This window comes from Pseudactinotalea sp. Z1739 (genome assembly GCF_049725055.1).
Lineage (GTDB): Bacteria > Actinomycetota > Actinomycetes > Actinomycetales > Beutenbergiaceae > CALKWS01.
Window position 1 is genome coordinate 61556 of the sequence record NZ_JBMPQA010000015.1, and the last position, 15125, is coordinate 76680.

Annotated in this window: 12 protein-coding genes; 10 read left to right on the plus strand and 2 right to left on the minus strand. The window is 69.8% G+C overall.

Annotated features, from left to right (window positions below):
* Window positions 1-184: 184 nt before the first annotated feature.
* The 7 genes from ACO0LV_RS16805 (at window position 185) to ACO0LV_RS16835 (ending at window position 9752) form a co-directional block, all read left to right on the plus strand.
* Complete coding sequence (locus tag ACO0LV_RS16805; protein WP_424789072.1) at window positions 185-1456, plus strand: amidohydrolase family protein; 1272 nt, start codon at window positions 185-187, stop codon at window positions 1454-1456.
* On the plus strand, window positions 1453-1857 hold the full coding sequence (locus tag ACO0LV_RS16810; protein WP_424789073.1) for a TIGR04076 family protein: 405 nt from the start codon (window positions 1453-1455) through the stop codon (window positions 1855-1857). Before ACO0LV_RS16805 ends, ACO0LV_RS16810 begins: the two co-directional genes overlap by 4 nt.
* Window positions 1854-2864 carry an LLM class flavin-dependent oxidoreductase gene (locus ACO0LV_RS16815; RefSeq protein WP_424789074.1) on the plus strand — a complete coding sequence of 337 codons (1011 nt, stop codon included), beginning with the start codon at window positions 1854-1856 and terminating at the stop codon, window positions 2862-2864. Before ACO0LV_RS16810 ends, ACO0LV_RS16815 begins: the two co-directional genes overlap by 4 nt.
* 61 nt (window positions 2865-2925) lie before the next feature.
* The gene (locus ACO0LV_RS16820; RefSeq protein ID WP_424789075.1) at window positions 2926-4590 is read left to right on the plus strand and encodes a DUF885 domain-containing protein; all 1665 of its coding nucleotides are present in this window, start codon (window positions 2926-2928) and stop codon (window positions 4588-4590) included.
* Window positions 4583-6208, plus strand: coding sequence for a DUF885 family protein (locus tag ACO0LV_RS16825; RefSeq protein WP_424789076.1), 1626 nt, complete (start codon window positions 4583-4585; stop codon window positions 6206-6208). Before ACO0LV_RS16820 ends, ACO0LV_RS16825 begins: the two co-directional genes overlap by 8 nt.
* A 195-nt stretch (window positions 6209-6403) precedes the next feature.
* Window positions 6404-8359, plus strand: a complete 1956-nt coding sequence (locus ACO0LV_RS16830) for an ABC transporter substrate-binding protein (protein ID WP_424789077.1) — start codon at window positions 6404-6406, stop codon at window positions 8357-8359.
* Between the two features lie 130 nt (window positions 8360-8489).
* Window positions 8490-9752, plus strand: a complete 1263-nt coding sequence (locus tag ACO0LV_RS16835; RefSeq protein ID WP_424789078.1) for a nucleotide sugar dehydrogenase — start codon at window positions 8490-8492, stop codon at window positions 9750-9752.
* A 158-nt stretch (window positions 9753-9910) separates the two neighbouring features.
* Here the strand turns inward: ACO0LV_RS16835 and wecB are convergent, their stop codons facing one another.
* Both wecB and ACO0LV_RS16845 read right to left on the minus strand, forming a co-directional pair.
* Window positions 9911-10993, minus strand: coding sequence for a non-hydrolyzing UDP-N-acetylglucosamine 2-epimerase (gene wecB / locus ACO0LV_RS16840; RefSeq protein WP_424789079.1), 1083 nt, complete (start codon window positions 10991-10993; stop codon window positions 9911-9913).
* Window positions 10994-11243: 250 nt separating this feature from the next.
* A complete protein-coding gene (locus tag ACO0LV_RS16845) occupies window positions 11244-12236 on the minus strand; it encodes a hypothetical protein (RefSeq protein WP_424789080.1) in 993 nt (330 codons plus the stop codon).
* A 492-nt stretch (window positions 12237-12728) separates the two neighbouring features.
* On the opposite strand from ACO0LV_RS16845, the gene ACO0LV_RS16850 reads away from it, so the two are divergent.
* Genes ACO0LV_RS16850 through ACO0LV_RS16860 form a run of 3 tightly spaced genes read left to right on the plus strand, consistent with a single transcriptional unit; the run spans window position 12729 to window position 14852 of the window.
* On the plus strand, window positions 12729-13076 hold the full coding sequence (locus ACO0LV_RS16850; protein ID WP_424789081.1) for an ArsR/SmtB family transcription factor: 348 nt from the start codon (window positions 12729-12731) through the stop codon (window positions 13074-13076).
* Window positions 13077-13116: 40 nt separating this feature from the next.
* The gene (locus tag ACO0LV_RS16855) at window positions 13117-14097 is read left to right on the plus strand and encodes an SRPBCC family protein (protein WP_424789082.1); all 981 of its coding nucleotides are present in this window, start codon (window positions 13117-13119) and stop codon (window positions 14095-14097) included.
* Window positions 14094-14852 (plus strand): DNA alkylation repair protein, encoded by a 759-nt coding sequence (locus ACO0LV_RS16860; protein WP_424789083.1) that lies wholly within the window; start codon window positions 14094-14096, stop codon window positions 14850-14852. The genes ACO0LV_RS16855 and ACO0LV_RS16860 overlap by 4 nt, the downstream gene beginning before the upstream one ends.
* Window positions 14853-15125 lie beyond the last annotated feature (273 nt).

A 15125-nucleotide genomic window follows, 5' to 3' on the forward strand; every position in this document is an offset into this window, starting at 1 on the left:
TGCAGTCATTATGCTAGCACTACTGGTGTTGTCGAAGCATGGGGCGGAAATGTACAGCGGGGTGGGGTTGTGGTCGAATGTCCGGCAGGCCCCACCCGCCGCCGTCCAGCGCGACCCGGGGGCCGGGAACAGGAGACGACGTGCCGAGCGAATGCCCCCAGGGCGTGGCAGGCGGGTGCGCACGATGAACGCTCCCGCGGTGCTGACCAAGGTGCTGACCAACCTCACGCTCTGGGACGGGACCGGCGCGACCAGTCGCACCGGCCAGGAGATCCACCTCGGAGCCCACGGGCGCATCGACGCCGTGGGAGCGGCCGGCAGCATCGACCGTCCCGACGGCGCGGCCGTGGTGGACGCCGACGGCGCAGTGGTCCTGCCCGGGCTGATCAACATGCACGTGCACCTCGGCCTGGCGCTGCCGGGTCCGATGCAGGAACTGGCGAAGTCCTCCGACGACGCCGCCCGCGCACTGCTCATGGCCGGCAACGCCGCGGCCACCTTGCAGGCAGGTGTCACCACGGTGCGCCTGGTCGGTGAGAAGGACTACCTCGACTTCTCCCTGCGCGAGGCCATCGCCACCGGCACGGTGCCGGGCCCGCGCATCTACACGGCCGGGCACGCGCTGTGCTGCACCGGCGGGCACGGTCACGACGCCGACGGGCTGGAGGCCGATGGCGCCGACGGGTTCCGCCGCACCACCCGCGAGCAGTTGCGGGCCGGTGCGGACCTGATCAAGGTCTGCCTCACCGGCGGGATCGCCGGCGAGCACGAAGCCATCGACACCCCGCAACTGACCGATGAGGAGATGACCGCCGTCATCACCACCGCCCACGACTGGGGCCGCAAGGTGACCGCCCACGCCGGCACCGCCGCGGTGATCACCCGCGCGGTCGAACTCGGCCTGGACTGCGTGGAGCACGGGTACGAACTCACGCCCGAGGTGTGCGAGTCGATGGCCCGGCACGGCTGCTGGTACGTGCCCACCATCACCGTCAGCCGCTGCGAGCAGTTCTTCATCGACAACGGCGTGCCGGAGTGGATGCGCGCACGCGCCCTTGCCGCCGGGCCGCGGCACTGGGAGAGCCTGCAGCACGCGCTGACCGCCGGCGTCCGCATCGCGATGGGCACCGACATGCCACCCCAGGCCGACTACGACGGCACCACCGCCACCGTGCGGGAGATGGAGTTCATGGCCGAGGCCGGTATGACGGATGTGGACGTGCTGCGCTCGGCGACGTCCTGGGCCGCGCAGTGGCTCGACGCCGAAGGAACCATCGGACAGATCGCCCCCGGCGCCGCGGCCGACCTGATCCTCCTGGATGAGGACCCCACCCGGGGCGTCTCAGCACTGCGCGGGATGCACGCCGTCATCCAGGCCGGCCGGGCCGTCCGCGATGACCGCGGCCTCCTCCGCCCGCTCGCCAGGACCGCAGCACCCACCAGGACGGCACCATGACCGACCAGAACCCGTCCGAGCCCAACGCAGCGGGCCAGAACGCGGCAGACCAGGACCCGTCCGCCCAACCCCCACCGGGCCCGGACGCCCCCCGCACCGAAACAGCCGACCTGCGCGTCGTCGTCGACCGCATCGAGGGACGCTCGGTGTGCGGGCTCGCCCCCGGTGACTACGTGGAGATCACCCACTCCTCCCAGTTGCGCATCCCCGAGGGCCGGCACTTCTGCATGTACGCCCTGGCCTCCGTGCTGCCCCTGCTACCGGCCAAGCAACGGGCCCTGCAGGACGGCGACTGGCTCGCCTCGGACTCCCTGGTCGCCTGCCCCGACCCCGACGAACGTCTCATCATGCGCATCGAGCGCATCGGCCACTCCAGCATCCCCACGGAGGAACTCACGTGACCGCCCTGACCGTGGCCCTGCAGACGGACAAGACCATCGCCGCCTACCGGGCCCTGGCCACCCAGGTGCGCGACCTCGGCTTCGATGGACTGTCCGTCTATGCCGACCTGGGGTTCCAGCCACCGCTGCCCGCGCTGCTCACCGCGGCGGCCCAGGCCCCCGGCCTGCGGCTGGGCGCGGCCTGCATGAACCCCTACCTGACCCACCCCCTGGAGATCGCCGGACAGACGGCCACGCTGCTCGACGCGGCCGCCGGCAACGCCTACCTGGGTCTGGTCCGGGGCGCCTGGCTGAGCGAGGCCGGCGTGCCCACGCCGCGCCCGCTGGCGGCGCTGCGGGACACCATCACCATCGTGCGCCGGCTGCTCTCCGGTGATGACAGCGGCTACACCGGCGCCGTGTACTCCCTGCCGGCCGGTCAGCGACTGCAGTACGAACCGGCCGCCACCGACGTGGACGTCCTGCTGGGAGTCTGGGGCCCGCGCGGCGCCGCCCTTGCCGGCGAAGTGGCCCAGGAGGTCAAGATCGGCGGCTCGGTCAACCCGGACATGGTCGCCCTGATGCGCACCTGGCTCGATGACTCCGCCACCGCCGCCGGTCGCGGCCCCGGTGCGGTGGGCATCGTCGCCGGCGCCGTCACGGTAGTCGACGACGACGGCGAGGCCGCCCGGGCCCTGGCCCGTCGCGAGGTGGCCATGTACGTGGACGTGGTGGCCGGCCTGGACCGGACCGTGCAGGTGGACCCGGAGTTGCTGCAGCGACTGCACGACCTGCTGCAGGCGGGCAAGCGCGACGAGGCCGGCGCCCTGCTACCGGATGACCTGCTGGAGAAGTTCGCCCTGTGCGGCACCCCGCAGCAGGTGGCGGCCCGCACCGTGGAGTTGTTCGACGCCGGGGCCTCCCGGGTGGAGTTCGGCACCCCGCACGGTCTCACCGGCCCGGGCGGGATCGACCTGCTCGGGCGCGAGGTGGTGCCGATGGTCCGCCGCGAACTCGCCCGCGCGTGAACTACCCGGGCTTCATGGTGATCGACATAGTCATGATGATCGACGAAGAGAATGGTGAGCAGTGCATCAGGATGCGGTGACGGCGGATCTGGGCCACCCCGGCCAGGTCGCGGACTCTTACGTGGACGGCCTGACCGTGCTCAACCCACGGGCCGCGCAGGCCATGGGGCAGCAGACCGACCGGCTCTGGGCGGCGCCCGGCCCGGAGGAGGTCGAGCAACGGGCGGCCCTGGCCCGAGATGGCCTGCGCCAGTTGGACCAGCGCGCGGCAGGGGAGTCCGAAGAGTCCGCACCGGCCCGGGTGCTGCGGCGCGCGCTGGGTGAACGGCTGCACAGCGAGATGGCCTTGCACGACAGTGGCTTCATCCCGGGCCTGGTCGCCCCGCTCGCCTCACCCGCACACGAGGTGGTGATGGGTCTGGAGTCCGCTGCGGGCGACGCCGACCTGCTCATCGGTGGCCTCGCCCAGGTACCGGACGCACTGCGTTCCTACGCCGCGCGATTGGACCACGCTGCTGAGGGAGGGTACGTCGTCGCGGCCCGGCAGTCCCGGACCCTGGCCGCCCAGCTCCGCCGGTGGGCCGACCCGGCCCGGGATGACCGGTTGGGCCAGTTGCTCACCCCGGAGACAGCGCCGCGCGCCGAGACCGAACTGGCCGCCGCGCGAGCAGCGTGCGTGGAACTGGCCACCTGGCTGGAGGACGTCCACGCCGCCCGGGGCAGCGAGGTCGACGCCGTCGGCCCCGACCTGTACCGCGCCACCTCCACGGCGTTCCTCGGCAAGGAGATCGATCTCGCCGAGGCCTACGCCTTCGGTTGGGACCGGCTGGCCGAACTCACCCGCCAGGGCGAGCAGTTGGCCGCCCGGCTCGGTTGTTCCAGCATGGACGAGGCGGCCGCGATGCTGGACGCCGACGCCTCCGGGCACGTGCAGGTGGGGCCGCCGCTGGTGCAGTGGGTCGAGGACCGCATCGCCCGCGCCCACGACACCCTCGATGGCACCATCTTCGACATCCCCGCCAACTCCCGCTGCGGTGCGGTGCTGGCCGCGCCCGGATCCGGCTCGATCTACTACTCCCCACCGGACCCGGCCGGCACCCGGCCCGGTCGGGTGGTCTGGTCCACCCCCACCGGCGCCACCGAACTGCCGGTGTGGCGAGAGGTCAGCACCGTGCACCACGAGGGCGTCCCGGGGCACCACCTGCAGTACGTGATGACCATGTCCACTCAGGCCCTGCACCCCTGGCAGCGCTACCTGTGCCACATCCACGGCTACGCCGAGGGATGGGCGCACTACACCGAGGGCCGTGCCGGCGACTGGGGCCTGATCGCCGATCCAGGGGAGCAACTGGGCGTGGTGCTGGCCCAGCGGTGGCGGGCGGCCCGGATCGTGATCGACATGGGCCTGCACCTGGGCTATGAGATCCCCGCCGGGAACGGCTTCACCGACGCCACCACCTGGACCACCGACGTTGGCGTGCAGGTCCTGACCCAGGCCGCCGGGTGTGACACCGAGACCGCCCGGTTCGAGGTGGTCCGCTACCTCGGCTGGCCCGGTCAGGCGCTCGCGTTCTCCATGGGCGCGAAGTTGTGGGAGGACGCGCGCAGTATCGCCCTGGCCACCGGCCGGTTCGACGAACGCAGTTTCCACCAGCAGGCACTGTCCCTGGGACCGATGGGATTGGGACCGCTGCAGCAGACATTGGAGGAGTTGGCCCGTGCATGAGTTCGCCGCCGTCCTGGTCCGGGCCGATCCGGCCACCGCACGCCAGGTCGGCGTGCTCGACCCGCAGACGGGCAGGCCCACGCTGGCGCTGCCCGCCACCGACCCCGCCTTCTACACGCGGCTGGAGGAGACCATCGCCGCGTGGGCGGGGCCGGTGCTCAGCCCCGAAGGGTCCCGGGAGTGGCTCGAGGAGCGGTGCCTGCAGGCCGAGGTCGCCTACCGGTTGCACGAGTTGCGGGTGGCCCGCCCGTGGCAGCGCGCGCCCTACTGGTACGCCGAGGTCCTCGGTGACGCGCTGACGGCCCTGGACCCGGACCACCTGGGCGAGCACGCCTACGCCACAGACTACCTCGACCTGCTCGAGGAGGCCGCGACCTTCCTGGACGCCGGACGTGCATCGCTGACGCCCGAACTGGTCCCGTCCCGCTGGGCCACCATGGCGATCCCCGCCGTCGCCGGCCTGCGCGCCCTGATCGCGGACGAGCTCCCGCACCTGGCCGCGGCGCTGCCGACCGACCTGGCCGGGGAGGCGGATCGACGGCGCACGGCCCTCCTTGGCGCCATGGACGCCTTCGGGCAGCACTGTGACGCGCTGACCACCGCCGGCGCCGGCACCTGGGCGGTGGGGGAGGAGACCTTCACCGGTTTGCTGCGCGACTACCACCTGCTGGACCTGAGCCCGGATGAGATCTGGGAGCACGGCTGGGCCAAGGTCACCCAGGCCGAACAGGGCCTGACCGAACTCGCCGCCGTCCTGGACCCGGCCCGCACCTGGCCGGAGCAGATCGAGGAACTCAAGGCCGAACGCACCCCCGGCCCGGAGTTCGTCAACGCCTACCGCGCCGAGGTGCAGACCAGCATCCAGCAGACCCTCGAGCACGACCTGCTCAGCGTGCCGGCGGACCAGGAGTGCGTGGTGGCCCCGCTCCCGCAGTTCCGCCGGGCGGGACTGCCGCTGGGGGAGATGCGCACCGTTCCTCCCTACGCCACGTCGATGGTGAGCCAGTTCCTCATCACCCCGGCCGATCCCGATGCCACCCCGGAACGCCAGGCCGGGCACGAGCGGGACAACTGCCCCACCTTCATCCGCTCGATCGTGGGCCATGAGACCTACCCGGGCCACCACCTGCAGTCGGTGCACCACGTGCTCGGCACGGCCGAGGACTCCTTCCTGCGGTTCTTCCGCACGCCCCTGTTCGTGGAGGGATGGGGACTGTATGTGGAGGACATCCTGGAGGAGCGGGTGTTCGGGCAGAGCACCCAGGCCCTGTTCGCCCGCCGGAACACGTTGTGGCGCTCCCTGCGTCTGGTGATCGACACCGGCTTGCACACCGGCCGTCTCACCCACGAGGACGCCGTGCAACTCCTCGTCGAGCGCACCGGGATGGACCACCACATGGCCGCCGGGGAAGTGGATCGCTACACCCGCCACGACAACCCCACCTACCCCTCCACGTACGTGCTGGGCCGGGACATGTTCCACGAACTCCGCGCCACCTTCGCCGCCATCGTGCCCGGGGGTCAGGGCCGGTTGCACGACGCGTTGCTGCGGCACGGCTCCCCGCCGGTGTCGCTGCTGGAGCCGGTGCTGCGCCGCGAGTTCGGCGCGGCGCCGTAGCCGTCTTACCTGGTAGGACGGACGACGGCGAGACTCACCAATCTGTGTACGATCCCGGTGTCCATGGTGGACACCGAGGCACACTCGAGTTTCCCGGTCCGGTGGGCATCCCGGCGAGCCAGTCCCGTCGTCGCGGGCCCGCGGCACCACGTAGGAGGAATGTTGAAGACCAGGCGCCTGATGGCCGGAGTTGCCGTGACCGCTGCGACCGCCCTTGTGCTGGCGGCGTGCAACGGCGGAACCGGGGACGACCCCGATGCCGACCCGGTGGACGCCGACGACACCGACTCCACCGGCGAGGCCCAGGACAGTTCGCTGACCATCGGCTGGAACCAGTCGTTCTATGAGTACAACAACGACTCCCGCACCGGGAACGCCACCGCGAACGCCAACATCCTGTACCTGATGAACGAGTCGTTCCGGTACTTCGACCAGGACCTGGAACTGCAGCGCAACGAGGGCTTCGGCACCTTCGACATGGTCAGCGAGACCGACGAGGGGATGACGATGGAGTTCATCCTCTCCGATGAGGCGTACTGGTACGGCGGCCCGGAGCCGGTGGAGGTCGACGCGGCCGACCTGATGCTGTACTGGGCGGCGCACTCCGGCCATCGCAACACCCTGGCGGACGACGACGAGGTGATCGCCCAGGTCGAGTCCGAACTGTTCGAGGAGTACGCGCAGGAGGGCGACGACGGCGAACCGGAGATCCCCGAGGAGATCCAGGACGACTACGACCAGGCCGTCCAGGACGAGGCCGCCCAACGCCTCGACGCCGAGAACGAGGTGTTCTTCAACGGCACCCGCGCCAGCACCATCGGCCTGATCCAGGAGGTGCCCGAGATCATCGCCGACGGCAAGGGCGTGACCTTCGACTACTCGGTGCCGTACGTGGACTGGGAGTACGACTTCGACGTCGGCGTGCCGGCGCACGTGGTCGGCATGCGCGCCCTGGACATCGAGGACCCGCAGGAGGCCAAGGACGCGGTGATCGCCGCCATCCAGGACAACGACGTGGAGGCGCTGTCCTCCATCGCCGCGTTCTGGAACACCGGCTTCCAGTTCGGTGACACCCTGCCCGATGACGAACTGGTGTACCTGTCCTCCGGGGCGTACCTGATGACCGAGTTCCAGCGGGACCAGTACCTGACGCTGACCGCGAACGAGGACTACACCGGCGATCGGCCGGCCGCGATCCAGGAGATCACCGTCACCATCTCCGGTGACCCGATGAGCCACATCCAGGCCTTGCAGAACCAGGAGGTGAACCTGGTCCAGCCGCAGGCCACCCCGGACACGCTGGCCGCTCTGGAGAACCTGGGGGACCTGGTCGGGGTCTACACCGGTGATGGACCCACGTATGAGCACGTCACCCTGGCCGTGGACAACGGCGGCCCGTTCGACCCGGAGACCTACGGGGGCGACGCCGACACCGCCCGGGATGTGCGCAACGCGTTCCTGAACCTGATCCCGCGCCAGGAGATCGTGGAGACCCAGGTGCAGCCGCTGTACCCCGAGGCCGAGGTGCGCCACTCCTACACCCAGGTGCCGGGCTCACCGGACTACGACCAGATGGTCGAGACCAACCAGATGCCGCAGACCTGGCCGGTGGAGACCGACCTGGACGCCGCGACCGAGTTGCTGGAGAACGCAGGCGTGGAGACCCCGGTGCCGGTCCGGGTGATGTATGACCCGAACAACGCCCGCCGCTCCAACATCTACGAACTGATGCGCGAGTCGGTGGAGCGCGAGGGCCTGTTCGAGCTGGTCGACGTCGGCGACGTCAACTGGGGTTCCCTGCTCACCGACAGCAGCCTGTTCGACGCCTCCCTGTTCGGCTGGCAGTCCACCTCCACCGCCGTGGGGGCCTCCTCGGCGAATTACATCACCGGTGGGTTCAACAACATCGGCGAGTTCTCCAGCGAGCGCGTCGACGAACTCTTCGACCGGCTCAGTTCGGAGACCGACGCGGCCGAGCAGGCCAACATCCTCGCCGAGGTCGAGCAGATCCTGGTCGAGGAGGCCTTCGGCACGGTGCTCTTCCAGCACGAGTTGATCGCCGGCTATGACTCCCGCCTGCAGAACATCGACCCGATCCCGCTGGCGCCGACCATCTTCTGGAACTACTGGGAGTGGGAGTTCCAGGACTGATCCCCGGGCCCGCCGGCGTCGGGTCCGCCACACTCTGCCGCGGAGCGTGCCAAGAGCAGCATTGGCGCGTTACCGTGGGGCGGAATCGAGGTGGGGCACCCGCCTGGGACAGAGCGGATGAGGAGGCGCGGTGAGCGCAGACGCGGTGGTACTCGGCCTGGGTTATGTGGGTTTGCCGTTGGCCCAGGAGGCGGTGCGTTCGGGGTTGGGCGTGCTGGGCTTCGATGTCAGCGCCAAGGTGGTTGAGGGGCTGAACGCGGGGCGTTCGCATGTGGATGACCTCTCCGATGCTGATGTGGGGCAGATGGTGGGGGCGGGTTTTCGGGCCGATACCGATGAGTCGGTGATCGGCCGGGCTCAGACCGCGGTGATCTGTGTGCCGACGCCGTTGTCGGCGGAGGGTGGCCCGGACCTGGGTCCGGTGGTCTCGGCGGGTCAGGCGGTGGGGCGCCAGCTCAAGGCCGGGATGACGGTGATCTTGCAGTCCACCACCTACCCGGGCACCACCGATGAGGTGTTGGTGCCGTTGTTGGAGGAGGGGTCGGGTCTGAAGGCGGGGGTGGATTTCCATGTGGCGTTCTCCCCCGAGCGCATCGATCCGGGCAACGCCAAGTTCGGGATGCGGAACACTCCCAAGGTGGTGGGGGGCCTGACCCCGGAGAGCACTGCGGCTGCGGTGGCGTTTTATGAGCGGTTCGTGGACACGGTGGTGCCGGCCAAGGGTCCGCGGGAGGCCGAGATGGCCAAGTTGTTGGAGAACACCTACCGCCACATCAATATCGCGTTGGTCAATGAGATGGCCCGGTTCGCTCACGAGCTCGATATCGATCTGTGGAATGTGATCGATATGGCCAAGACCAAGCCGTTCGGGTTCCAGGCCTTCTATCCCGGCACCGGGGTGGGTGGGCATTGCATACCGATCGACCCGAACTACCTGTCCTATAACGTGCGGACCCGGTTGGGGTATCCGTTCCGGTTTGTGGAGTTGGCCCAGGAGATCAATGCCACGATGCCCGGGTATGTGGCCCGGCGGGCCCAGGACATCTTGAACGAGGACGCCCTGGCCATGCGCGGGGCCAGCGTGCTGCTGCTCGGGGTGACCTACAAGCCCGACATCGCCGACCAACGCGAATCACCGGCCGTACCGCTGGCGAAGGCGCTGCAGGCCCAGGGTGCGGTAGTGTCCTTCCACGACCCGAACGTGGTCACCTGGAACGTCAACAGCCAGGCGTTGCAGCGGGTGGGGGACCTGGACGTGGCGGTGGCGCAGGCGGACCTGGTGATCCTGGTGCAGGACCACGCCGAGTACGACGTCGAGGCCCTGGCCAAGGCCTCCAAGCGGTTCTTCGACACCAAGGGCAAAGTCACCGCTCCCGGCGCACACCGGCTCTGAGTAATTCTTGCCGTCGTCCTTGCCGTAGTCCCTGCCGCCGAGGTCAGCATAAGTCGGCTGAACCGTGGCGTTGGGCCGACTTATGCTGACTTCGGCGGGGGTCGTGGAGCGCCGCGGCGTGGCTCTAGCGCGTCCGGGGGGCCGGTGTGGGCGGCCGGTCAGCCGGGCAGTGACCCGGCGATGACGTCCGCGATGCGCTGACCGGCCTTGCCGTCCCACAGGGGCGGGGTGGGCCATTCGGTCAGCGGTCCGGTGGCCAGGATCTGCTCCACCTTGCCCGCGAGAGTGTCGGTGGTGACCAGTTCGTTGGTGCCGTGGGTGATGGTGACCGGGCGTTCGGTGTTCGGGCGCAGCGTCAGGCACGGCACGCCCAGGATGGTGGTCTCCTCCTGCACGCCCCCGGAGTCGGTGACCACCGCGGCGGCGCCGCGCACCAGGCCCATGAACTCCAGGTACCCCAGCGGCTCCTCCAGCCGGATGCTCGGGTGGTCTAGGATGCCGGCCGCCTCCAGGCGCGGGCGTCCGCGCGGGTGCAGCGGCACCACGATCGGGGCGAGCCCGGCGGCCTGGTGCAGCGCCGTGACCAACCGGCGTACGTCGTCGTCGTTGTCCACGTTCCCCGGCCGGTGCAGCGTGCCCACCAGATAGGGCCCCTCCAGCCCGAAGGAGGCCCGGGCTGCATCGGCGTCGAAGCGGTCCAGGTTGGCCAGCAACGTGTCGATCATCGGGTTGCCCACCAGGTGGATCTTGTCCGGGTGCACCCCCTCGTTGCCCAGGTGCGCGATCGCGTCGGGGCTGGTGGCCAGCAGCAGGTCCGCCAGCCGGTCGGTCACGATCCGGTTGATCTCCTCGGGCATGGTCAGGTCGAAACTGCGCAGCCCGGCCTCCACGTGCGCGATGGGGATGCCAAGTTTGGCCGCGACCAGAGCCGCTCCCACGGTGGAGTTCACGTCCCCGTAGACCACCACCATCGCGGGCTTGTGCTCGGTGAGCAGGTCCTCCATCGCCACCATGATCGCCGCGGTCTGCTTGGCGTGCGTGCCCGAGCCCACGCCCAGGTTCACGTCCGGGGTGGGGATGCCCAGCTGCCGGAAGAACACCTCCGACATCCGCTCGTCGTAGTGCTGGCCGGTGTGCACCAGGAGCTGCTCCACGCCCCGGGATTCCAGGGCTGCCAGCACAGGTGCGGCTTTGGGAAAGTTCGGGCGGGCACCGGTCACATGGATGACCAACGGATTCATCAGGGCCTCAGCAATCGCCGGAGTCAGGTCCCGGCCAGCCTAATGGCGCGGAGCCGGCGCCAAAGCCGCGGCCCGTCCGAGTCCGCGCCCGTCCGCGCCCGTCCGCGCCCGGGACCCGTCCGCGCCTGCGCGCCGTCCGAGTCCGCGCCCGGGACCCGTCCGAGTCTGCGCCGCGTCCGCGGCTGCGCGCCGTCCGCGCCCGGGACCCGTCCGAACCTGATGTGCCTGTCAGGTCAGCCGGTCGTCCGCGTCAGAACCCGGCCGGCCCGATGCGCTCGCCCTCGCTGATCGCCGCCTCGCGCTTGTCCTGGCGCTCGGTCAGGATCTCCTCACCGGTTCGGTAGCCCTCCACGTCGGCGCGGGCGTCCTGCTGGGCGGAGATGCTTGGTCCGGCGGCGCGCAGATCGGTGAACTGGCCGCCCAGCTCTCCGCGCACCCGGTTGTCGACTCCCACCGGGGCCGGGTTGTTGTCCGCACCGGTCAGGTCACCGCGGATGATGTTGTCCGCCACGCTCACCCCTCCGGTGTTGCCCGAGACGGTCAGGTCCGCGCCGAAGTAGTTCACCTCGTCGCACTCGGCCAGCGCGTCCCCGGCGCCCACCTGCACGGCGGTGTTGCCGAGATAACTCGCGTTGCCGTCCACCTCGCTGGCGCAGATCAGTGCCCCCGCCGCGTTGTCGGCCACGGTCAGTTCCCGGGCGATCGTGGAGTCGATGATGTCGGTGGAGACGGTGCCCTCGGTGCTGACGAAGCGGCCCACCCTGGTGGAGTCGAGGTAGACGGCTCCGTCGACGGCGTCGATCCGGCCCTCCACGTCGGTGTCCATCGAGTACAGGAAGCCCGGATCATCGTCGCCGGCTCGGCCAACCACATGCCCGCCCACCTGGGCGCCCTCCAGGAACACTCCGTAGGCACCGTTGCTGGCCAGGTTCGCCCCGATGGCGGTGTTCGTCGCGTCGAAGTAGGCGTCGGAGGCCACCACCACCCGGTCGGCGAGGGTGCCGTCGGTGACCACCAGGTTCGCGCCGGACTGCACCCGCACCTGCCCGGTCACGGTGGTGCCCTCCAGGATGCAGGTGCGCCCCGAGGGGACCACCAGATCACCTGGCACGGTGACCTCCCCGGCGGTGCCCACGCAACGGGTGACCAGATCGGCCGAGGCGGTAGCGGCGGTCGCCACGGCACCGGTAGCCGCCAGCGCCAGCGCGGCGAGCACGGCGGCGGGGCGAGATGACTTACGCACGGTGTCTCCTTGGCAGGCTCACCGACGCGTGGGAGAGCCCAACGATGTCAGGGACTATCCACTGTACGTCTCCAACCTGCCGTGAAGCAATGCCCTGACGTGCACAAACGCATCTTTACGGGCGCAGCGGCCGGCTTTGTGCTAGCCGCCGGGCCAGGTCCGTGCGGTGCCCACGGGCCGTACCTGAGGCCGTGCTTCGCGGCATCTGAAGCCAGCGCCGACCCGCTCTGGCGGCCGCTCGTTTCCGGCATCCGAAGCCGTCTCCGGGCCTCTCTGACAGTCGCCGATTCCCCGCATCCGAAGCCGGCATCGGCCCGCTCTGACAGCCATCCATTCCCCGCATCCGAAGCCGGCTCCGGACCGCTCTGACAGCCATCCATTCCCCGCATCCGAAGCCGGCACCGGCCCGCTTTGACAGTCGCCGACTCCGGGCATCCTCGTTCCGAAATTAGGCCTTGACGAGACCGCTCCGCGGGTCTAATGTACAACCAAATGGTTGCACATCACCAGCAGCGACTGGAACTCAACGACGACGAGGTGGACCGGATCTTCCAGGCCCTCGCCGACACCACCCGGCGTGACATCGTCCGGCGCACCTTGGTCGAGGAGTTCTCCGTCTCCCGTCTGGCCGCTGAGTACGACATGTCGTTCGCCGCCGTGCAGAAACACGTCACCGTCCTGCAACGGGCAGGACTGGTCACCAAACACTCCAGGGGCCGCGAACGACTCGTCCGCGGCAATCCCGCCACCATCCGCCGGGCCCAGGCCCTCCTGGACCACTACGAGCAGATCTGGCGCAGCCGCATCGACCGCCTCGACGCGCTGTTGGAGCAGGACTGAGGAACACCTATCGAGGACAGACCGAGGAAGGTCACCAACGATGCCTATCACCACCGTCCACAAGGACACCGACACCCTGCAGATGACGATCGTCGCCGACTTCACGGTGCCGGTGCAGCGGCTCTGGGACGCCTACGCCGACGCCCGTCAGATTGAAAAGTTCTGGGGACCGGTCACCTGGCCGGCCACCTTCACACGCCACGATATGGCCCCGGGTGGGTTCTCCCACTACTACATGACCGGGCCGAACGGGGAGCGGTCCGGCGGTTACTGGGAGTTCCTGGCCGTCGATCCGGGACGCTCCTTCGAGGTCCTGGACGGCTTCACCGGCCCGGACGGCAACCCCGATCGGGGAATGCCCGCCATGCGCATGGTGTACGAGTTCACCGAGACCGACACCGGGTCCCGGTGCACCACCACCACCTACTTCAACTCGGCAGGCGACCTCGAGCGGATGCTCACCATGGGCATGGAGGAGGGCATGCGCTCGGCGATGAGCCAGATCGACGACGTGGTGGCCGATCTGGCCTCCTTCGCCGCAGACCTACCGGTCCAGGCCCAGATCCTCTCCGACACCCAGGTGCGTTTCTCCCGGATCATCCGCGGCACACCGCAGCAGGTCTGGGACGCCCATCAGGACCCGGAGTTGCTCAAGCGCTGGCTGCTCGGTCCGGACGGATGGTCGATGACCTCGTGTGAGGTCGCCACCGAGGTCGGGCAGACCTACCGGTACGCCTGGGCCCCCGATGACGGCAGCAGCCCCGGGTTCGCCCTTACCGGTGAGCTCCTGGAGGTCGAGGAACCGCACCGCGCGGTGCAGACCGAGGCGATGGAGGGCATGGAGGGCCCGCCCACGTTGAACGAGCAGACCCTCATCCCCGTCACCGGTGGCACCCTGATCACCTTGCTCATCACCTACGACAACGCCGAACTGCGTGACACCATCCTGGCCACCGGCATGACCGACGGCATGGAGATGAGTTACGCCCGGCTGGAGCGCGCGGTGCTGGCCGCGGCATGAGCGCCGCCGGGAGCACGGGCACCGCGAGGGCTCGCGCCGAGCCGATCCGCTCCGACGCCACAGGTGTCGAGCAGATCTTCACCGCCCTGCGCGAGGTGAGTTCACCGGCCGAGCGGGACAAGGTCGCCCGGCGGCTGCCGCCCGATAGCGGGTTGGCGGCCGTCGGGGTGCGGATGCGGGACGTGTTCGACCTGGCCAAGTCCGCCACCGGCCTCCCGGTGTCCTCCGTGCCGGATCTGCTGGCATCCCGGTGGTACGAGGTGCGGATGGTGGGCGTGGCCGTCCTGGATTTCAAGGCCCGACGGCGGGGGCTGAGCGAGCAGGACCGGCGCGCCCTGTACGAGGTGTACTTGGACAACCACTATCTGCTCACCGCCTGGGACTTCATCGACCGGGCCGCACCGCGGGTGGTGGGGGCCTACTTGTTGGATAAGTCCAGGCAGCCCCTGTACGACCTCGCCCGCTCGGAGGTGGCGCTGGAACGCCGCACCGCGATCACCGCGGCGTTCTGGCTGATTGGCTCGGGGGATCTGGAGGACCCGCTGACGCTGGCCCGGATGCTGGTGGCGGATCCCTCGCCGTGGGTGACCAAGCCGGTCGGCACCGCGCTGCGCCAGGTGGGCACGGTCGATGAGCAGGCTCTGGTGGACTTCCTGAACCGGCACCATCAGGAGATGACCAGCCCGAGCCTGCGGCTGGCCGCCAGCAACCTCGACGACGCCACCCGCGCCCAGTTCATCCGCCCCCGCCGCTGACCCACCCCGCGTGCCGATCGCCACCTGCCCCGAGGTCGCGGCACCTGACCCGCCGCCGCTGAGGTCCCGGCACCTTGGCCCCCGCCGCTGAGATCGCGGACCTGGCCCGCCGGCCGCGGACCTGGCCCGCCGGCCGCGGACCTGGCCCGCCGGCCGCGGTCCATCACGCTGAGGTCGCGGCACCTGGACTGAGCGCACCGTGGAGGTGGTGCGAGTTCGAGGCATATGCCGCGACGTCAGGCAGATAGAGGGTTGGCGCCGGCAGATGGAGGG

What these genes read in the sequence shown, in the direction of transcription:
- ACO0LV_RS16805 (WP_424789072.1), top strand. Translation starts at nt 185, where the DNA reads ATGAACGCTCCCGCGGTGCTGACCAAGGTGCTGACCAACCTCACGCTC.
- ACO0LV_RS16810 (WP_424789073.1), top strand. Translation starts at nt 1,453, where the DNA reads ATGACCGACCAGAACCCGTCCGAGCCCAACGCAGCGGGCCAGAACGCG.
- wecB (WP_424789079.1), bottom strand. Translation starts at nt 10,993, where the DNA reads ATGAATCCGTTGGTCATCCATGTGACCGGTGCCCGCCCGAACTTTCCC.
- ACO0LV_RS16850 (WP_424789081.1), top strand. Translation starts at nt 12,729, where the DNA reads ATGGTTGCACATCACCAGCAGCGACTGGAACTCAACGACGACGAGGTG.
- ACO0LV_RS16855 (WP_424789082.1), top strand. Translation starts at nt 13,117, where the DNA reads ATGCCTATCACCACCGTCCACAAGGACACCGACACCCTGCAGATGACG.
- ACO0LV_RS16860 (WP_424789083.1), top strand. Translation starts at nt 14,094, where the DNA reads ATGAGCGCCGCCGGGAGCACGGGCACCGCGAGGGCTCGCGCCGAGCCG.